Genomic DNA, 19522 nt, shown 5'->3' with positions numbered 1-19522 from the left:
GAATTAGTACCTCGCCTTTCTCGAATTAATCTCTTCGTAAAAATTTAAATAATGTTCATAGCGAAACCTTGTGATCTCGCCAGTTTCAACGGCTTGCTTCACCGCGCATTTTGGTTCTCGATAATGCATGCAGCCCCGAAATTTACAGTTTTCTTTCCGCACACGAAATTCCGGAAAGCAGTCAGCCAGTTCAGCAAGGTCTATTTCACTAAAGTCAAGCGAACTGAACCCCGGGGTGTCAGCAACCAACCCGTCATGGACGTTGATTAACTCAACATGTCTTGTCGTATGTTTTCCACGTCCCAAGCTTTTGGAAATATCTGCTGTTTTTAGTAAAAGGGAGGGCTTTAACGCATTAATTAATGATGACTTTCCAACCCCCGATTGTCCGGCAATAACGGTTACTTTTCCGGTAAAATATACTTCTAATCGCCCCAAATCATCTGGTTGTTTTGCTGACAGCAATTCAACTGGATAACCTATCTGCTGGTAATCCCTTTGATAACGTTGCATTTCGATTCTTTCATTTTCATCAACGGCATCCATTTTCGTAATAAAGATAACCGGTTTTATTCCTTTTGCTTCAATGAGTGCTAGAAACCGGTCCAACAGTAACGGATTGAAATCCGGCATAACAGCAGAACTAACAATAATTGCCTGATCAATATTGGCAATAGGCGGGCGTTTCAGCTCATTTTCTCTCGGTTTAATTTCCTGAATATACCCTTCATCGGGATTACCTACATCGAACGATACAAAATCCCCGACAAGCGGGGTAATCTTCTTGTTGCGAAAAACCCCACGTCCTCGGCATTGGTAAATTCCGTCTTGTGTCTGAACATAATAAAACCCGCTTAACGCTTTGATAATCCTGCCATTTGCCATTTAGTCACCCTCTTCATAGGAAACTGTCTTATTTATAACAACCTCGTTATCCCTGATCACTTTATATTCTGCCTTGTCATCCGGTGCTATCGTTAATGTAATAGTAAATTCTGTATCCTTCGTGATCGTTTCCTGCTCCGCAACTTCTGAAATAGACCGGTTCATATCAGCAATATATATTTTTACTGTTTGTTCCTTCACTTTACCCGAATCTTCGTCTGTTGGCTGATCAGGATTATACGGAACAGTAAAGGTCACCTTTTTTGATGCCGGTGGCTTCTCTTTCGGCCCGGTTGAGATATGGACATCAACTGTCGAGCCTTCTCCCAGTTTTGTCCCTGGTTCCGGATCCTGCTTGATCACTTCTCCTTCAGGTACAGAATCGGAATGTTCTTCTAAAACATTCATCGTTAAATTTTGTTCATCCAGGTAAGCTTTAGCCTCGTCCTCCGTCATCCCCTTTAAATTATTTAAGGAAACCAGATCCGGGCCATTACTATATTCGAAAATGACTCGTGTTTCACTTGGAACAACTTCCGAATCCGGTGTCGGCTGAATTTGCGTAATTATTTCTCCTACTGGTTGATCCGAGTGTTTCTCATAACCAATAACCTCATACCCTTCCTCTTCCAGCAACCGTTTTACCTGACTGAAATCCTCGCCGACATGATCTGCAAATGTCACCTTTTCTTTGCCTTGACTGACAAAAACCGTGACACTGGTTTCTTCCTTAACCGTATTTCCTGCACGAGGATCTGTTTTGACAACGATGCCTTCCTCAACATCCTCTGAATACATCATTTCCTTTTTATGCTTCAAATTGAATTCTTCCAGCTTATTTACTGCATCCTCATATTCCATATCCGCAACATCAGGTACATCCACTTCCTTAGGCTGCAATAAACTCGGAACAATAAACAATGCTGCTGCACCAGCCGCAAGTAAAATAAATAAAATGACAGCAATAATGATCCACTTCTTCTTCTTTTTTTTGCCATTCTTTTTTTTACCATTCTTTTTTTTCTTTAGCTCCTTTTTCTTGTTTTTTGCCGGCTTTTCAGTGGCTTCATCTGCTTCGTTCCCGTTATATGGCTTTGTACTGCCATTTGTCTGATGCACAATCGTATCCTGATTAACTGTATCCCCCATTTGATTATCGGTAATGATTGGAATAGCCTTCGTTTCTTCCCCCGCTTCAACTGGTGGTACATATTTTTCCTCGTTTATCCGGCTGGGGTCCAAGGCTGTTTCAAGTGCGTCTTCCATATCGTATACCGTGTCATACCGATGAAACGGATCTTTTGCTGTTGCTTTCAGGACAATATTTTCAACGCTTTGCGGGATATCCTGGTTAAACCTCCTGACAGATGGTGTATCATTTTGTAAATGCTTTAATGCGATGGATACTGGTGACTGACCGGAAAAAGGCAGACGTCCGGTTAAAAGCTCGAACAGGACGATTCCTAGCGAATAGATATCCGATTTTTTCGTTGCCATGCCCCCACGTGCCTGTTCAGGTGATAAATAATGAACCGAGCCTAAAATCGAATTGGTTTGCGTTAATGACGTCGCACTTAATGCAACCGCAATTCCGAAATCAGTCACTTTTACTTGTCCATATGTATCCATCAGAATATTTTGCGGCTTTATATCACGATGCACAATATCATTTGCATGTGCGTGAGCAATTGCCGAACTGATTTGTTTCATAATATCCAATGATTCCTGGACTTCAATAGGGCCGTATTTCTGTATGTATTCCTTTAAAGTCATGCCATCTACATATTCCATTACCATAAATAAAATGTGATCTTCTTCCCCAACGTCGTAAATACTTACAATATTTGGATGTGAAAGACTTGTAGCTGATTGAGCTTCCCGGTGAAACCTGGCAATAAATTCTTCATCATTTGCATATTCCAAACGCAAAACCTTGATGGCAACGTCACGGTCCAAGATAATATCTCTTGCCAAATATACATTCGCCATGCCACCGCCGCCAATTGTTCCCTCGATACGATATCGTTCATATAACAGGTGACCATTCAGCACGCAGTTTCACCCTCTTCCCTGGAACGATCATGCTGGATGAGGATAACCGAGATATTATCCTCGCCGCCTAATTCATTGGCCAAATCAATCATCTTCTGTCCTTTTTCCTTCAGGCTATTCTCCAACCGCATGAGCTCGGACAATTTATCATCCGGTAATTTATCTGTCAGGCCATCGGAACATAATAATAATTGATCATGCTTGTCCCAGCCAAGGCTGCGAACATCTGATTCGACATGTTCTTCTGTTCCAACAGCTTTTAGAACAACATTTTTCCTAGGATGATTCTGTGCCTCTTCATGCGAAATTTGACCGGATTTAACAAGAACATTTACGAGGGAATGGTCTTCGGTAATCTGCTTAAACTCATTATCATTTACAAGATAGCAGCGACTGTCACCAACATGAGCTACCGTAAAAAAATCCTGTGTACAGATCGTAATCACGATGGTCGTACCCATTCCTTGACATGCCTCATTTTTCACCGCATGGTCATATATTGCTTTGTTCATTTCCTCAATAGCCTCAGATAAAAAAGACTCGATTTCATCTGGTGATGAAAGCTGGTTACTTTCCTCCCATTTTTCCTGTATGTGTGCGACAGCCATTTGACTGGCTACATCACCAGCCCGATGTCCACCCATTCCATCGGCAAGAGCAGCCAGAAATTGCCCATTACGATTATAATAGATACCCCCGGAATCTTCATTATGGTCCCGGACTCTGCCACGATCGGTCAGAAATTGTCCTTGCAAATTGATTCACCCCTTTGGCCCCAATAGTTACCTCACCATTTATTACCTACATTATGACACGAAATAACCTGTAATAGAATATTTTTCTTCATTTTTTTCGGAAACGGGTAAGGAAGAAGCCGTCAGTTTGAAAGGTTTGCGGGAAAATCTGCAATCCATTCTCCGTTCTTCCCGGAGAATGCTCAAAGCCCGCCGGTAATTCCGTAAAAAAGCGCTGATCGATGATAAAATCAGGTTGCTGTTGCAGGAAGCTTTTTACGACACCTTCATTTTCCGTTTGCTCAACTGTACATGTACTGTAAATCAGTAACCCGTCTTTTTTCAATAACGGTGCAACATGCAACAGTATTTCCAGCTGAATTTCTGCCAACCGCTTAATATCTGTAGCATTTTTATTGTATTTAATCTCTGGTTTGCCACGGATTACACCCAGCCCAGAACATGGGGCATCAACCAAGATACGGTCAAAGCTTTCGATTTCGTGCAATTCCTGCAATTTTCTCGCATCTGCTTCGTTAGCAACGATAATCGTCAAGTCCAGGTCTCTTGCTTTTTGACTGATTAATTTAGCTTTCTTTGCATGAAGGTCATAAGCATAGAGCATTCCTTTATTTTGCATTTTTTCAGCAATATGTGTTGCCTTTCCTCCCGGAGCACTGCAAGCGTCAAGTACCTCCATCCCCGGTTTTATTGCCAACATTTCCGCAACAAGCATGGAGCTTTGATCCTGGATAGTAACAATACCTTCTTTAAACAAATCCGTTTTTAAAACATTTCCCTTATCAATAACGATCCCCTGACTGGAAAAAACGGATGGCCTTACTTCCAGTCCTTGTGCTGTTAATAGGCGGATCACTTCCTGCCGGGAAATTTTTAATGGCTGAACCCGTACAGTTAGGGCTTTGCGGGTTACGTTTGCTTCACACATCTCACGGGTTATTTGCTCCCCGTACATGGCAATCCACCTGTTTACAAGCCACTCCGGATGACTTGTTTCAATGGCGATCCGCTCAGCCGAGTTCTTAATATTAGCTGTGTCTGGAACACCTTTTCGCTGGATACTGCGAAGCACACCGTTTACTAATGAGGCGATCCCTTTGTTCCCTCTCGTTTTGGCAATCTCTACCGCTTCGTGAATAATCGCATGATCGGGTACTTTGTCGAGGAAAACCATTTGATAAACGGACATCCGAAGCAACATTCGTACCCATGGAGCGATTTTTTTCCTTGACTCAATAAATGCGTCCAAATAATAATCCAATGTAAGTTTTCTCTGGAATGTGCCATAAACAATTTCTGTTAGCAGACCTTCATCTTTAGCCTTTATTTTGCCTGTTTTAAGCTCATGGTCAATTAACAAGTGACTATAGGATCCGTCTTTTTCCATTCTTTCCAATATATCCAGGATCGTTTTTCTTAATCGGTAGTTACTCATGTTGATCAATCACCCAATTTTGTACCAGATTTGATTCGGTCTGACGCGCCACGCAAATAATCGTAAACCGTCATTCGCTTTTTACCAGCAGGCTGGATTTCTTTAATCGTTATCCCTTGTCCATTCCCGCAAATAACGGTAAACCCTTCGTCACTAACGCGGACAATTTCTCCGGGTGTTCCCTGATATGTCGTGTTATCGGGTTCTCCCCACCATATTTTCATCCTACTGCCATTATAAGTTGTAAATGCAACAGGCCAAGGGTTTAGTCCCCTGATTTGATTGTAAATCGCGATATTGCTGTTTGCCCAGTCAATTTTCTCCTGCTCCCGTTTAATATTTGCGGCGAATGTTGCTTCCTGATCATTTTGTTTTTGAGGTGTAATCGAATGTGTAGCCAGTTTTGGTAATGTATCCAATAATAAATCAGCACCAGCGCTCGCTAATTTTTCATGCAAGATGCCAACGTTGTCATCGTCGGCAATTGGCACCTTCACTTGCGTCAAAATATCACCGGCATCAAGTTTTTCTACCATATACATGATCGTCACACCAGTTTCTTTTTTACCCTGTAAAATGGCGTAATGGATTGGTGCACCACCACGGAGCTCCGGTAATAGAGAAGCATGGACGTTGATACAGCCATATTCGGGAACGTTCAACAGTTCCGATGGCAGGATTTGCCCATATGCGGCCGTTACAATTAAGTCTGGTTGATAATCGATAATAGGCTGGTAATCATTTTTCAATTTTTCCGGCTGGAAAACCGGTATGTTTAACTTGTCTGCTGTCTGTTTCACTGGAGGAGCTGTCAGTATCTTCTTCCTTCCCTTGGGCCGATCGGGCTGGGTGACGACTAACACCACTTCATATCCGGCCTTGACGAGGTTCTCCAATATCGGGACAGAAAAGTCTGGTGTCCCCATAAATACGATTCGTTTCATATACTATCCCTACTTCCTACATCAATTGATATGGCTGCATGTCCACTGTAATCAGCAGGTCATCCTTTCGCACATCATCATCAAATTGCTGGACAATTTTCCTGATCAGGTTCCGTAACTGTGGTTCCTGCTTGTATTTTACCATGCATTGGTAACGATATCTATCTTTCATGCGTGTGACTGGTGATGGTGTCGGACCAAGGACTACCGTTTTATCGTTTACATGATTCAGCAGCAATTGCACGATTTTTTGTGTTGTCTGGACAGCTTTTACCTGATTCCGATGGGAAACCGTCAATAATGCCAAAAAAACATATGGCGGGTATTGAAACGTCTTACGTGTGTTCATCTCGGTCCGATAAAATTGTGCATAATCATAGGTGCTTGCTAGTTCGATACTATAATGGTCAGGAGTATACGTCTGGACAATCACCTCACCTGGCAATTCATGCCGGCCAGCCCTGCCGCTTACTTGCGTCAGCAGCTGGAAGGTTTTTTCCGAAGAGCGAAAATCCGGCAAGTGCAGCATCGAGTCAGCGGTCAATACACCAACAAGGGTGACATTTTCAAAATCAAGTCCTTTTGCGATCATTTGCGTTCCTAATAAAATATCTGCTTCTTGATTGGCAAATTGCTTTAATAGTTTTTCATGAGCGCCTTTTCGCCTTGTCGTATCGACATCCATTCGGACAACCCTTGCTTCCGGGATTAGCTGTGTTAAAGCTTCCTCTACACGCTGTGTTCCGGTACCAAAGTAACGGATTAAATCACTGTTGCATTCCGGGCAATGTAAAGGAACGCTTTCCTCATAAGAACAATAATGACATTTTAATTGATTGCTATTTTTATGGTATGTCAAGGCAATATCGCAATGTGGGCATTCTTTTACATGTCCACATTCCCGGCACATCACAAATGTTGAATAGCCTCGCCTGTTCAACAGCAAAACAACCTGTTCTTTTTTCGCAATGCATTGTTCGATTTGTTTCTTTAATCTGCGTGAAAACATCGTACGATTGCCGGCGTGAAGTTCTTTTCGCATATCGACTATCTGAACATCAGGCATCCCTTTATTATTTGTCCTTTTTGTTAATGTAGCTAGTTGGTAAACGCCTTTTTGGGCACGAGCGTATGATTCTAGTGCAGGTGTCGCACTCCCAAGGATAACCGGACATTGATGCTTTTCGCCGCGATAAATGGCTACATCTCTGGCATGATACCGGGGCTGGTCCTCCTGTTTGTAACTTGTTTCGTGTTCTTCGTCAATAATAATAATCCCGATATTCTCGAACGGGGCAAAAACTGCCGACCTGGCCCCAACGACAACCTGTACTTCTTTTCGCTGAACCTTCCGCCATTCATCATATTTTTCCCCACTTGATAAGGCACTATGTAACACCGCAACATTTGAACCAAACCGCCCTTTAAAGCGATGAACCATTTGCGGAGTCAAGGAAATTTCCGGAACGAGGACAATTGCCTCCTGCCCTTTTTCGATGACGTCCTGAATCGCTTGTAAATAAATTTCTGTCTTGCCGCTGCCAGTCACACCATGTAGCAAAAATACGTCGTGCTGGTTTTCGGCAATTTTCCGTTTGATCGGACTAATCGCTTGCTCCTGCTGTTCTGTAAGCTTTAGTGCTGTTGTCTTAACAACCTGGTCGTCGTCATAAGGATTACGAAAAACCTCCATCCTCGTTGAAACAAGCAGCCCTTTATCAACTAATTTTTTAATTGTCTGCTGTGTGGTCTGTAAGTTTTTTAACAGCTTCGTTTGTTCTATTGCCTCTGGATTTTCAATGAAAAAGGTTAGTATTTCCCGTTGTTTCGCTGCATTTTTTGCTAAATCCTGGATCGCTTCTTCAAGTAAATAAGCATCCTTGTTAGGCTTTACTATGGTGGTATATTTTTTGGTGATTTTAGATTTAACGAGATAGTTAATCATAATATCCCCAACCTGGATTGCTTTTTGAACGTGGGAATACCGGATCTGCCGATTGTTCAATTCCTCATATGGCACGTAATCACGGCCGGCAAATAAAACCTCTAAATCATCTGCCAGCTTGGCATCTGTCAGGCGGACAAGCTCCTTTTTATATTGTGATTTCAATACTTGCGGCAGCATAGCCTGATACGTTGTAATATAAAGACTTAGTGTTTCATCCGCCAGCCACTTCCCGAGTTCAAGCAGCTCCTCTGTTAAGGCGGGGGTTAAATCGAGAATGTCGATAATTTCTTTTAATTCATCATAAGCCGATTCTGAAACTCGGCCGACAACATAACCCATTATTTTCCTCGGACCAAACGGAACGATCACCCGCATACCGTTTTGCAACACGTCAAGAAATCGGTCTGGAATAAGATAATCAAAGGTTTGATTAATCGAACGGGCTTGCACATCAACAATTACTTTAGCTATATTCACTTGGACTCATCCTTCATATCCCGGTCAATCAACATCATAATCTTATCCGCCATATCCCGTTTTGATGATAAGGCAATTTCCTCTTTCTCCATGTGTTTGTTCAAGTATGTGGCAATATTCGTATCACCGCCGAACCCGGCGCCAGCCGTCGATACGTCATTAATTACAACTGCATCCAAGCGTTTCTTTTGCAATTTCTTCATTCCATATTCCAGAGCATTTTCCGTTTCAGCAGCAAACCCGACTAAAAATTGACCCGTTTTTGCCTCTCCAAGTGATTGCAAAATATCTTTTGTCCTTTCCATTTCGATTTTCCAGACACCATCCTGTTTTTTCATTTTCTCCTCATAGACCTGTTTTGGGCGGTAATCCGCAACAGCTGCTGCCTTAATGACAATATCACTCGTTAGAAAATTGTGATGCATTGCATGATACATTTCCTCAGCAGTTGTAATATTAATACGCTTGATCTGCTTATTCACTAATTCCATATCGGTTGGTCCGGCAACAAGGGTAACCTCGGCACCAAGGTCAGCTGCTGCCTCAGCAAGAGCAAAACCCATTTTCCCTGATGAATGATTGGTAAAAAATCGCACCGGGTCAATTTGTTCGCGTGTTGGTCCTGCTGAAATCAGCACCTTTTTTCCGGCAAGGATCTTATTTTTGTCTTGATGGGTTTTGACTGTTTCGATAATACTTTCTGGTTCTTCTAATCGTCCCTTCCCAACATAGCCGCACGCTAAATACCCTGATCCGGGTTCGATAAAGTGGTAGCCCCATTTTTCCAGGCGCTGCATATTTTGCATAACAGCCGGGTGGGCATACATATGGACATTCATAGCAGGGGCAATATAAACACTGGCCTGTGTAGCTAATAGTGTTGTCGATAGCATATCATCGGCAATCCCATTGGCAAGTTTTCCAATGATGTTTGCTGTAGCTGGGGCTATGATTACAATATCTGCCCAGTCTGCGACATCGATATGAGCAATTTTTCTAACATCTTTTTCATCAAATGTATCCGTATATACAGGATTTCTGGATAAAGCCTGAAATGTTAATGGTGATACAAATTTGGTTGCGTTCTCCGTCATCATTACCTTTACATTTGCACCCGCCTGTGTTAATTTGCTCGTTAATGCACAGGCCTTGTACACCGCTATCCCGCCAGAAACCCCTAATAGAATATTTTTATTCTGTAGCATTTCTATTACCGCCTTTCCGGTTTCGATCTGCATTGTATAACTCATTTCAATCATACATAATCAAGCAAGTATAAAACAAATAATAATACCCTCGCCAAAATAATGCGAGGGTATTGGACCCGAGTTGTCTGAGAGGATTATTCCTTAACAAATAATTTTTCTGCCAGAATTTCTTCAAGTGCCATGCCGACATATTTTTCAGATTTTGGATTTTCCACCTGACAGTTTTTTGCATGGCGCATCTCTCTTGCACGTCTTGCCGATAAAGTAACAAGTGTATATTTTGATTTAATCTTTCCCTGTAGTGCGTCAATTGATGGCTCTAACATCATTTTATATCATCCTCCAATAGCTGCTTATATTGTTTCGCAATCCGTTCCCGTTTACAGTGTTCACTTTGAATGATCGATTTCACCTTGGCTACTGCATGTTTGATCTGATCATTTACGACAACATAATCATAGGCATCCATCATTTCAATTTCGTCTCTCGCTGCTTTTAGCCGGTTTAACACTAATTCTTCCGTTTCCGTGCCACGATTCACGATCCGGTTCTTTAATTCCTCCAAGCTTGGCGGGAATAAAAAGATGAACACACCTTCCGGGAAGTTTTCCTTAACCTGTAATGCGCCTTGCACTTCAATTTCCAGGAAAACATCATGCCCTTCTGCTAATGTCTTTTCCACATAATCCCGTGGTGTACCATAATAATTATTGACATATTTAGCATATTCCAATAACTTGTTTTGGGCAATTAATGATTCAAATTCTTCATTTGTTTTATAAAAATAATCGACACCATCTGTTTCACCTTGCCTTTTCTCCCTGGTTGTCATCGAGATCGAATATCTTAATGCTGTATCATGTTGAAACAGCTCTTTTCTCACTGTACCCTTCCCAACACCTGAGGGACCGGAAAGAACAAATAAAATCCCTTTCTCTTCTATCAAAACAGCTAACCTCCCGTTTTATTCATCCGAATCTTCTTCATGGCTTAATACGCGCTGCCCTACTGTTTCCGGCTGAACTGCAGATAACACGACGTGATCACTGTCGGTAATGATGACAGCTCTTGTCCGACGTCCGTACGTTGCATCTACTAACTTATTATTATCACGTGCAACGGTAATAATCCGTTTTATTGGCGCTGATTCTGGTGAAACAATAGAAATAATTCTATTAGCAGAAACAACATTGCCAAATCCAATGTTAATTAGTCGTAAACTCAAACTGGTTCCCCCTTAAAATTCAAGCAGCGTCCGATTCGGATGAGGATCTGACGTACCGGGCGCTACCCATGACTACTGCATTCCGTCTACACTTATAGAGGATGTTCAAGAAGTCACCAAATAAAAAGCGGTGAACTAAGGCGTTTGCGGTAAAGAATCTTCTGCTAAAACCGCCCTAACAGCAGAAGTCAGCACTTCCTGTACTCAGCAGCTGCGCCGCCTCGACCTTCAAGACTCAGATTCAGCGACATTTGAACACCACTATTACTACTATCTATTATATGTATAGGAAAAAAGAAATGCAAAAACAAGCGATTACTCTATATTTTGCACTTGTTCTTTCATTTTCTCCAATTCACTTTTTATCGATACAACCCATTCGCTTATTTTGGGATCTGTAGATTTGGAGCCGATTGTATTTGTTTCACGATGCATTTCCTGCAGGATGAAATCCAGTCTCCGGCCGACTTGCCCATCCTTTTCAATTGTTGTAAAAAATTGATCGATATGGCTTCCTAATCTTGTAATTTCCTCGGTAATATCCCCTTTTTCCGCCAACAGGGCGATTTCCTGGTACAAACGGCTTTTATCTATATCCATTGCCCCATCCAAATGATCCTCTATGCGCGCACTGATTCGTTCCCGATATTCATCGATGACGTGTTCTCTGCGTGTTTTTAAAGAGGAAACCAATTCCCTGATGATGTTCATGCGGGCAACTATATCTGTAAGCAGCTTTTCTCCCTCATTCTCACGCATTTGTTTAACTTGTACACAGGCAGCTTCAATACTTTTTATAACCATATCAAGCTCTAACTCAGACTGTTCTGCAGTCTGCCGGACCGAAAACAATTCGGGAATTGATAAAAGCGTACTCATTGGAATTTCGCCAGTTAACTGGTAGCGTTCCTTCACTTGCTGAAGCTGGCCCATATATTGATCCAGCAATTTCCAATCGGTTTCGAGTATGTTTTGCGCAAAACCTTCCCCATCCACACTTATATACAATTCAATTCGTCCCCGGTTAAAAAAGGAGCGAACAATTTCTTTTATTTTCTCTTCCAAAAGTAAAAGGGTGTGCGGAATCTTGATATTAAAATCAAGGAAACGATGGTTAACACTTTTGATTTCAACAGTTACCGTTGTTTTCCCGATATGGACCACATCTCTTCCATACCCCGTCATGCTTCTTACCATACTTACCACATCCATTACATTCGTTTAACTCTCTAATTATAGCAGTGATCAGGGAAAAATGAAAAGCTTCCGCAAATAAAATAGCAGAAGCTGTGATAAATTCTATTTTTTTGTAAAGCCAAACAAAACCGTCGGTAATGAACTAAAGACAATGATAAGCAGCCAATCTCGCAAACTCAAAAATGTCGTATGGAAGACAACTTGTAATGGTTCAAAATAGATAACAACGAGGAGCAGCAATAAGGACGAAATGACGGCTAAAACCAAATACATATTTTCAAATGGATTCCGGGTAAAGACCGAATGTTCACTGCGGCAATCAAATACATGAATAAGCTGAGCCATGACCAATGTTGTAAAAGCGATCGTTTGCCCATAGACAAGATTATCCGGATCATTCTGATAGGTCAGCATAAAGGCAAGCAACGTCACAAGGCCGATTACTATACCCCTGCTGACAATTTTAAACCCAAGTCCTCTGGCAAACACACCTTCCCTTGGGCTGCGTGGTGCCCGCCGCATCACATCTTCCTCCGGCTTATCAAGTCCTAGCGCCATCGCCGGCAGCCCATCTGTGACCAGGTTTACCCATAATATTTGTACAGGTACAAGCGGTAATGGTAACGCCAGCAGCATCGCAAACAACATTACGAGAATTTCACCAACGTTGGATGCCAGCAAATAACGAATGAATTTGCGAATATTTTCATAAATGTTTCGCCCTTCATTTATCGCAGCTTTTATTGTTGCAAAATTATCATCCATTAATACGAGCGACGAAGCTTCTTTCGTTACATCTGTACCACTTTGTCCCATGCTAATTCCGATATCACTTGCCTTAATTGCCGGGGCATCATTTACCCCGTCACCGGTCATTGCTACAATATGCCCTTTTTCCTGAAATGCATTGACAATCTTTAATTTATGTTCCGGGGTTACCCTGGCAAAAACATAAACCTGGTCGATCACTTCCCGTAATTCATCCGTTGACATTTGATTTAATTGATTTCCATCCAATACTAGACCGTTCTCAGGCAGCAGTTGTAAATTTTCAGCGATCGCCCTTGCCGTTTTGACATGATCGCCTGTTATCATGACCGTCTTGATTCCTGCATTTCTGCATTCTGCAATTGCCGCTCTTACTTCCTTGCGCGGCGGATCAATCATCCCGTACAGACCAATAAACGTCAAATCATTTTCGATAAACGTAGTGTCCAGTGCATCCTGCTTGGACAAAGGCTTCATAGCAATGGCAATTGTCCGCAATGCTTTTTCGGCCATTTGATTGATAGCATGATCAATATGGCTTTTATCTTCTTTTTTCAGCAATTTCCTGCCGTCTTCACCCATGAAAAACGAAGATCTCGGCAGTAAAACATCGGGTGCGCCCTTTGTAACCACAAAGCGCCGTTTATTGTTATCCTCGATAATGACACTCATGCGTTTGCGATCGGAATCAAACGGAATTTCTTTCACAATACGGTATTCGTTGTGCTCCGGCTTTAAACCGATTTTTCGAGCCGCAACCAGCAACGCGCCGTCAGTCGGATCCCCGTCAACATAATATTTCCCTTTTTTAACATGTAATTCAGCGTGATTGCACAGCATGCCATATAACAGCATGGATTGCAAATTTGGGAATGTTTCGTTGACCTTTGTTTTATTGAGAAAATAATCACCACGAATATCATAGCCGTCACCAGTAACATATAAATGCTTGCCATTCAAGTAAATTTCTTTAACGGTCATTTGATTTTCCGTCATCGTCCCTGTTTTATCGGAACAAATAACGGACGCACATCCTAATGTCTCAACAGCTGAGAGCTTCCGGACGATTGCCTTTTTCCGGATCATCCGCTGCACACCTAATGATAAGGCAACTGTTACTATCGCCGGCAGCCCTTCCGGAATTGCCGCAACTGCTAGAGATACACCGGCCAAAAACATATTATAAACTGGGTGCCCCTGATAAACACCTACAACGACTACTAATGCCGTTAAAGCCAATGCAACAAAAATGAGGATTTTTCCGAGTTCTGCAAGCTTATTTTCCAATGGGGTTGTTATTTTTTTCGTTTTCACCATCAAGGAAGCGATTTGTCCCATTACCGTATTCATGCCCGTCCCAACAACAATCCCCGTTGCAGATCCTCTTGTTATTAGCGTTCCCATAAATGCCATATTGCTTTGGTCCTGCGGGTCTACATGATCCCTGGAAATCCCGTTCGTATGCTTCATAACCGGCAGTGATTCCCCAGTTAATGCTGACTCCTCTGCCTCCATGCCAATTGATTTGATAATTCGAACATCAGCTGGAATCCTGTCACCGCTTGAAAGCCGGATAACATCACCGACAACAATCTCTTGTGACGGCACTTTTATCCATTCACGATCACGCAGGACGGTTGCAATTGGTGCAGATAATTCCTTTAATTTGGCTAGTGATTTTTCCGCCTTTTGCTCTTGGAAATAGCCGATAAAACCATTGACAAGGACAATTACCATAATCGCGATGGCGTCGACAAACTCACCTAATAGTCCAGCAATCAATGTTGCCGCAAGTAACACAATTACCATGAAATCTTGGAATTGTTTAAGAAACAGTAGCCACCGTGGCGTGCTTTTTTCCTCTTCCAGTACATTGGCACCGAATTTTTTGCGACGATCGGCTACTTGCTTGACAGGCAAACCGTTATCCATTGTCACATTTAATTTTTCCGCTACTTGATCTACGTCCAATTGATACCATTTCATACCGCATTCCTCCACATTCACCTGCACTCATTTTTACACTGCACAATGCTTGTACATGTAAAACCATTATTCATTTCTATGCAGACTTGACCGGAAAAATGCTATAATTGCATTAAAGAGGTGATCGTATGCCATTTGATGGAATTGTTACAAGGGCAGTAACGGACGAGCTAAACGCAAAAATTATACCAGGAAAAATAACAAAAATTTATCAACCTACGATGACGGAACTTGTTTTAACGGTTCGCAGCCAAGGTATAAACCATACATTATTATTATCGATACATCCGACATATGCACGATTTCACCTGACCGATGATGATTACAAAAATCCGAAAGAACCGCCGATGTTTTGTATGCTGCTCCGCAAACACCTGTCGGGAGCGACGATCGAAGCCATTAACCAATATGGCATGGAACGGATTGTAACCTTCACGATAAAGACGCGCAATGAAATCGGTGATCTAACACGTAAGTCCTTGGTTATTGAATTAATGGGCAAACACAGTAATGTCATGCTGGTTGATAAGGAAAAAGGGCATATCATCGATAGCTTGAAACACGTCTCGGCCGCGCAAAATCGCTATCGAACTATTCTGCCTGGACAGACGTATAAGCTACCACCTGAACAAAATAAAGCAAATCCCCTTGAAATTGACGGGGAAAATTTTATCAAAAAACTCGATTTTAATACTGGTAAACTAGAGAAGCAAATTGTGCAAACACTTGTCGGCTTTTCCCCACTCATTGCCAGCGAAATCGTTCATCAGGCAAGACTAGGTTCGGCAAAAATATATAAGGAAAAGTTTATTGCTATTCAGGAATTGCTCAAAACAAACAACTATACACCGGCAATTTATCAAGGGAAAAAAGAAGACTTTCATGTACTTCCGATCACGTCCTTCCAGGGTAAAGAAGAATTATTTTCGACAACCAATTCCATGCTCGATACATTTTTTTCGGGAAAGGCTGAGCGTGACCGGGTCAAACAACAGGCAAAGGACTTATACCGATTTATCAAAAATGAAAAAGACAAAAATGAACGCAAGCTGAAAAAGCATGCGAAAACAATGAAAAAGGCTGAAGGTGCTGAAAAATTTCAGCGGCTCGGGGAATTATTGACAGCGAACATGCACATGGTAAAACCTGGGGATGCATCCGTTTCCGTCATTGATTATTACGACCCGGAACAAAACAGTTTAATAATCGATCTTAATCCGAACAAGACACCGAGTGAAAATGCCCAAAGCTTTTTTAAAACGTACCAAAAGCTGAAAACCTCCAAACGTATGGTGGAAAAGGAAATGGTCAAAACAAATGAGGAAATTGCCTATTTAGATCAGTTGTTGCAGCAACTTGACACCGCCCGTGAAGCGGATATAGAGGAAATACGTGATGAGCTTCGTGACGAGGGCTACTTAAAAAAACAACGGCAGCAGAGAAAACAGAAAAAGCAAGGTAAACCTCAACCGGAAGAATATGTATCTTCTGACGGTACAGAAATTCTTGTCGGGAAAAACAATAAGCAGAATGAATATGTTACAACCAGGGTCGCACACCGTGATGACATTTGGCTGCACACGAAGGATATACCCGGGTCACACGTTATTATCCGCAGCCGCACACCAAGTGAAGAGACATTGCTGGAGGCGGCACAAATAGCTGCTTATTTCAGTAAATCACAGCAATCATCTTCCGTGCCAGTTGATTATACAACGATTCGCCATGTCAAGAAACCAAACGGTGCTAAGCCTGGTTATGTTACCTATGATAATCAGAAAACACTTTTTGTCACACCAGATAAAGCAATTGTTGAGAAATTGCGTAAAAAGAAAAACGGATGATCCTCACCAAGATCATCCGTTTTTCTTTTGGTATTTGTTGAATGGATCCAGCCTGAACAAGCACGCAGTCCAAGCCAGTGAACGCGGAACTTTGGAGTTTAAGCCCGCTCCTAATTAGAGTGCGCTACCTGCAGCGCCACAGCATGTCATTCTTTATTCAACAGCTTCAGGATTTAAGGTGACCTCTATGTTTCCTCTAGTAGCTTTTGAATACGGACAAGCTTGATGCGCATCTTCCGCTAGCTGCTGAGCATCTTCAGGGTTAACACCTTTTATCTTAATATTTAACGTAACCGCAATTTTAAATCCATTATCTGCCGGATCTTTGCAAAAACTGACCTCCGCGTTTGTCTCTGAATCAATTTTCTTATTTTGCTTGGATGCAACAAGATTCAGCGCTCCGTCAAAACAAGCGGAATATGCTGCTGCAAATAGCTGCTCCGGGTTCGACCCTTTATCTTCTTTGTTTTTTGCCGGATTTACCAATTTTAAATCAATTAAACCATCATCAGACTTCACATGTCCATCACGTCCATTCTTTGCTGTTGCGCTTGCGGTAAATAGTACATTGCTCATTATTGGAACACTCCTTTACATGTTTATAGTTATTTGTTCCTCAAAATACAAGCTGTTAAACCTTTGGGTTGTGCAAGAGATGTTTCGAATTTATTATTGATGTTCGATTTGTGTTGATGTTTCTGCTTTTACTGTCGATGTCCATTCGATTTCTGTTGATGTTTCCGCTTTTACTGTTGATGTTCTCTCGATTTCTATTGATGATTCCGCTTTTACTGTTGATGTTCTCTCGATTTCTATTGATGATTCCGCTTTTACTGTTGATGTTCTCTCAATTTCTGTTGATGTTCCCGCTTTTATTATTGATGTTCTCTCGATTTCTATTGATGATCCCGCTTTTACTATTGATTTCGCCCATGTTCAGTCACACAACAAGACAACCCTATCAAACTAAAGAAATGTTTTATCAATAATAGTTTGAATGAACCGATCAACCTGAGGTAATTTCCGTACGCCTTCCTGGTAGCATATCCAGGTATCCCGCGTTACACTTTCTCCATTTAATTTCAACGGGATATGGGGATATTCATCCATCATTTTATCTGAGACGCTTTCAGGCAGTACAGCCATCCCTAATCCTTCTTTCATAAACTGTTTACATGTCTCAATCTGATCCACTGTGATCGTCTTTAATGGTTTGATTTGATCCTGATGATAATAAAGCCAGTTGTCAACAGACTCGTGCATACTATCATCACTTTTAAACGAAATCAATGGACGTTCTTTCAATTTATTGTCAGGAAAAGGCTCTGTATCGAAAATGTATAATGGATCGTCAAACAATCGTTTGCACGTTGATTCCTTAAATGTTTCGCCACGAATAATACATACATGGTAATTCTTGTGATCACGCTTGATATCCTCACTTAAACCTGTCACAAGGTCAATTGCAACTTTAGGATAGGCACGGGTGAATTGTGCTAAAATAGCCGGCAAAAAACGCTGACTGATCAGGGACGAACAAGCAATTGAGATCGTTCCTTGTACATCGTCACTTGATTGTGCCAGTTGATTTTTCAACACTTCCTCCCGTTCCATAACACCTTTCGCATGCTCGATAATGATTTCACCGGCAGGGGTCAGAACCAAACTTTTAGATGTACGGATAAAAATCGTTTGACCGAAATATTCCTCGATATATTTAAGCCGCTGGGTAACTGCAGGCTGTGAAATTAGAATGGCCTTTGCCGTCCCGCGAATCGTTCCAATCTCATGCAATTTAAGTAATAAGGCATAATCATCGATCTTCATGTAGATGTCCTCCGTTGAATAAGTATTTATTATTACTTTTGATTATAAACTAGTATTTTACTTATTGCATTAGAAAGCATATGATTAAGGTAACAAAATATACTGGAGGAGAGCCACATGCGTGAAAAGGATTATGTAAAACAGGTATTTTCAAAAAACAAAGACGCCTATATCAACAGTTCTACACATGCAAACGGGAATGATTTAGTTAACATGATCGAGTGGCTAAAGCTTGCCCCAGACATGATAGCACTTGATATTGCTACAGGTGGCGGACATGTTGCAAAACAATTGGCAGCACACGTAAACGAAGTTATTGCTACTGATCTGACAGAAGAGATGTTGCGGAATACGGCAAAGCATTTACAATCCTGTGAAAATATAACGTTTACCGTTGCTGATGCTGAGGATTTGCCGTTTGCTAATGACATGTTCGATATTGTTACGTGCAGAATCGCGGCACACCACTTTCCGGATCCGGACAAGTTTGTTGCAGAAGTCGCCCGCGTGTTAAGGCCAGACGGACAATTTCTTTTCATCGATAATATTGCACCAGAAAATACATCCCTTGATCAGTTTAACAATACATTAGAGAAAATGCGGGATTACAGCCATGTACGATCACGGACAATTGCTGAATGGACAACCATTTTTAACAGACAATGTTTACAGATTGTTAAGGAGAAACGCAGGAAGAAACGATTGCCGTTTCGAGAATGGGTAGCACGAACCTTGGATTCAGATACAGAAATGGACAGGGTAGAAAAGTATTTACTGAATGCTGCAGAAGAAATTCAAGAATATTTTCAGGTTGAACGAAAAGAAGCTCATGTGCAATCATTTGCGATCGATGAATGGATGGTTTTGTTTCGCCAGAAGTAGAGTAGAAAACAGGAGTTAGATATTGCCTTCTTGTCCTCGGGTTTCAGGGTTTTCCACCTTACTAAGCCAGACTTGAGGGCAATTCCTCT

Annotated in this window: 16 protein-coding genes; 2 read left to right on the top strand and 14 right to left on the bottom strand. The window is 41.7% G+C overall.

All coding sequences use genetic code 11. From position 1 onward, the window contains the following. Nucleotides 1-3: 3 nt before the first annotated feature. From rsgA to IEX12_RS01880, 12 genes are all read right to left on the bottom strand, one after another. Complete coding sequence (gene rsgA, locus IEX12_RS01935) at nucleotides 4-885, bottom strand: ribosome small subunit-dependent GTPase A (protein WP_088050130.1); 882 nt, start codon at nucleotides 883-885, stop codon at nucleotides 4-6. Next, a complete protein-coding gene (gene pknB / locus IEX12_RS01930) occupies nucleotides 886-2937 on the bottom strand; it encodes a Stk1 family PASTA domain-containing Ser/Thr kinase (protein WP_088050129.1) in 2052 nt (683 codons plus the stop codon). It abuts the gene before it with no gap. After that, the gene (locus tag IEX12_RS01925) at nucleotides 2931-3692 is read right to left on the bottom strand and encodes a Stp1/IreP family PP2C-type Ser/Thr phosphatase (RefSeq protein ID WP_088050128.1); all 762 of its coding nucleotides are present in this window, start codon (nucleotides 3690-3692) and stop codon (nucleotides 2931-2933) included. Before IEX12_RS01925 ends, pknB begins: the two co-directional genes overlap by 7 nt. Before the next feature lie 88 nt (nucleotides 3693-3780). After that, nucleotides 3781-5127 carry a 16S rRNA (cytosine(967)-C(5))-methyltransferase RsmB gene (gene rsmB / locus IEX12_RS01920; protein ID WP_155554496.1) on the bottom strand — a complete coding sequence of 449 codons (1347 nt, stop codon included), beginning with the start codon at nucleotides 5125-5127 and terminating at the stop codon, nucleotides 3781-3783. Between the two features lie 5 nt (nucleotides 5128-5132). Next, complete coding sequence (gene fmt / locus IEX12_RS01915; RefSeq protein WP_155554497.1) at nucleotides 5133-6071, bottom strand: methionyl-tRNA formyltransferase; 939 nt, start codon at nucleotides 6069-6071, stop codon at nucleotides 5133-5135. Between the two features lie 16 nt (nucleotides 6072-6087). Next, a complete protein-coding gene (gene priA, locus IEX12_RS01910) occupies nucleotides 6088-8496 on the bottom strand; it encodes a primosomal protein N' (RefSeq protein WP_155554498.1) in 2409 nt (802 codons plus the stop codon). Continuing rightward, entirely contained in the window at nucleotides 8493-9701 is a 1209-nt protein-coding gene (gene coaBC, locus IEX12_RS01905) for a bifunctional phosphopantothenoylcysteine decarboxylase/phosphopantothenate--cysteine ligase CoaBC (RefSeq protein WP_088050981.1), read from the bottom strand. Before coaBC ends, priA begins: the two co-directional genes overlap by 4 nt. 137 nt (nucleotides 9702-9838) lie before the next feature. After that, nucleotides 9839-10033: a DNA-directed RNA polymerase subunit omega gene (rpoZ, locus tag IEX12_RS01900; RefSeq protein WP_088050124.1), complete on the bottom strand. Its 195-nt coding sequence runs from the start codon at nucleotides 10031-10033 to the stop codon at nucleotides 9839-9841. Beyond that, nucleotides 10030-10650, bottom strand: a complete 621-nt coding sequence (gene gmk, locus IEX12_RS01895) for a guanylate kinase (protein ID WP_088050123.1) — start codon at nucleotides 10648-10650, stop codon at nucleotides 10030-10032. Before gmk ends, rpoZ begins: the two co-directional genes overlap by 4 nt. Nucleotides 10651-10668: 18 nt before the next feature. Beyond that, nucleotides 10669-10929 carry an extracellular matrix/biofilm regulator RemA gene (remA, locus tag IEX12_RS01890; protein WP_088050122.1) on the bottom strand — a complete coding sequence of 87 codons (261 nt, stop codon included), beginning with the start codon at nucleotides 10927-10929 and terminating at the stop codon, nucleotides 10669-10671. A 315-nt stretch (nucleotides 10930-11244) separates the two neighbouring features. Continuing rightward, nucleotides 11245-12126 (bottom strand): YicC/YloC family endoribonuclease, encoded by an 882-nt coding sequence (locus IEX12_RS01885; protein ID WP_088050121.1) that lies wholly within the window; start codon nucleotides 12124-12126, stop codon nucleotides 11245-11247. Between the two features lie 102 nt (nucleotides 12127-12228). After that, a complete protein-coding gene (locus tag IEX12_RS01880; RefSeq protein WP_088050120.1) occupies nucleotides 12229-14880 on the bottom strand; it encodes a calcium-translocating P-type ATPase, SERCA-type in 2652 nt (883 codons plus the stop codon). Between the two features lie 128 nt (nucleotides 14881-15008). On the opposite strand from IEX12_RS01880, the gene IEX12_RS01875 reads away from it, so the two are divergent. Next, nucleotides 15009-16724, top strand: a complete 1716-nt coding sequence (locus IEX12_RS01875; protein ID WP_088050119.1) for an Rqc2 family fibronectin-binding protein — start codon at nucleotides 15009-15011, stop codon at nucleotides 16722-16724. A gap of 153 nt (nucleotides 16725-16877) precedes the next feature. Here IEX12_RS01875 and IEX12_RS01870 read toward each other — a convergent pair whose 3' ends face one another. Further along, entirely contained in the window at nucleotides 16878-17300 is a 423-nt protein-coding gene (locus tag IEX12_RS01870) for an organic hydroperoxide resistance protein (protein ID WP_088050118.1), read from the bottom strand. 390 nt (nucleotides 17301-17690) lie between these two features. After that, a complete protein-coding gene (locus IEX12_RS01865; protein ID WP_088050117.1) occupies nucleotides 17691-18551 on the bottom strand; it encodes a LysR family transcriptional regulator in 861 nt (286 codons plus the stop codon). Nucleotides 18552-18668: 117 nt separating this feature from the next. On the opposite strand from IEX12_RS01865, the gene IEX12_RS01860 reads away from it, so the two are divergent. After that, nucleotides 18669-19433, top strand: a complete 765-nt coding sequence (locus IEX12_RS01860) for a class I SAM-dependent methyltransferase (RefSeq protein WP_188724597.1) — start codon at nucleotides 18669-18671, stop codon at nucleotides 19431-19433. Nucleotides 19434-19522: the final 89 nt, after the last annotated feature.

Source organism: Lentibacillus populi (assembly GCA_014642895.1).
GTDB lineage: Bacteria > Bacillota > Bacilli > Bacillales > Amphibacillaceae > Lentibacillus_C > Lentibacillus_C populi.
Note: the sequence above shows the minus strand (reverse complement) of the source record. Positions and strands in the feature narration are given on the sequence as shown.

Coding starts and splice junctions, on each gene's coding strand:
- IEX12_RS01875 (WP_088050119.1), top strand. CDS start 15,009: ATGCCATTTGATGGAATTGTTACAAGGGCAGTAACGGACGAGCTAAAC.
- IEX12_RS01885 (WP_088050121.1), bottom strand. CDS start 12,126: ATGGTAAGAAGCATGACGGGGTATGGAAGAGATGTGGTCCATATCGGG.
- rpoZ (WP_088050124.1), bottom strand. CDS start 10,033: ATGATGTTAGAGCCATCAATTGACGCACTACAGGGAAAGATTAAATCA.
- coaBC (WP_088050981.1), bottom strand. CDS start 9,701: ATGCTACAGAATAAAAATATTCTATTAGGGGTTTCTGGCGGGATAGCG.
- rsgA (WP_088050130.1), bottom strand. CDS start 885: ATGGCAAATGGCAGGATTATCAAAGCGTTAAGCGGGTTTTATTATGTT.
- IEX12_RS01865 (WP_088050117.1), bottom strand. CDS start 18,551: ATGAAGATCGATGATTATGCCTTATTACTTAAATTGCATGAGATTGGA.
- IEX12_RS01880 (WP_088050120.1), bottom strand. CDS start 14,880: ATGAAATGGTATCAATTGGACGTAGATCAAGTAGCGGAAAAATTAAAT.
- IEX12_RS01860 (WP_188724597.1), top strand. CDS start 18,669: ATGCGTGAAAAGGATTATGTAAAACAGGTATTTTCAAAAAACAAAGAC.
- IEX12_RS01870 (WP_088050118.1), bottom strand. CDS start 17,300: ATGAGCAATGTACTATTTACCGCAAGCGCAACAGCAAAGAATGGACGT.
- rsmB (WP_155554496.1), bottom strand. CDS start 5,127: ATGAGTAACTACCGATTAAGAAAAACGATCCTGGATATATTGGAAAGA.
- fmt (WP_155554497.1), bottom strand. CDS start 6,071: ATGAAACGAATCGTATTTATGGGGACACCAGACTTTTCTGTCCCGATA.